This is a genomic window from Bacillus salacetis, from assembly GCF_003581585.1.
In the GTDB taxonomy this organism is placed as follows: domain Bacteria; phylum Bacillota; class Bacilli; order Bacillales; family Bacillaceae_B; genus Rossellomorea; species Rossellomorea salacetis.
This window is the reverse complement of sequence record NZ_QXIR01000089.1, coordinates 1-576: the sequence shown is the minus strand read 5'-3', so window position 1 is coordinate 576 and position 576 is coordinate 1. Positions and strand designations below refer to the sequence as shown.

General features: G+C 52.6%; 1 rRNA gene. It reads left to right on the top strand.

From position 1 onward, the window contains the following. A 23S ribosomal RNA gene (locus D3H55_RS23730) occupies window positions 1-576 on the top strand; the annotation flags it as partial.

The following is a 576-nucleotide window of genomic DNA, read 5'->3' as shown; positions in this document are numbered from 1 at the left end:
AAGGGCGCACGGTGGATGCCTTGGCACTAGGAGCCGATGAAGGACGGGACTAACACCGATATGCTTCGGGGAGCTGTAAGTAAGCTTTGATCCGGAGATTTCCGAATGGGGGAACCCGCTGCACGTAATGGTGCAGTATCCATACTTGAATACATAGAGTATGGAAGGCAGACCCGGGGAACTGAAACATCTAAGTACCCGGAGGAAGAGAAAGCAAACGCGATTCCCTGAGTAGCGGCGAGCGAAACGGGATTAGCCCAAACCAAGAGGCTTGCCTCTTGGGGTTGTAGGACACTCTATACGGAGTTACAAAGGAACGAAGTAGACGAAGAAGTCTGGAAAGGCTCGTCACAGAAGGTAACAACCCTGTAGTCGAAACTTCGTTCCCTCTTGAGTGGATCCTGAGTACGGCGGGACACGAGAAATCCCGTCGGAAGCTGGGAGGACCATCTCCCAAGGCTAAATACTCCCTAGTGACCGATAGTGAACCAGTACCGTGAGGGAAAGGTGAAAAGCACCCCGGAAGGGGAGTGAAATAGAACCTGAAACCGTGTGCCTACAAGTAGTCAGAGCCCG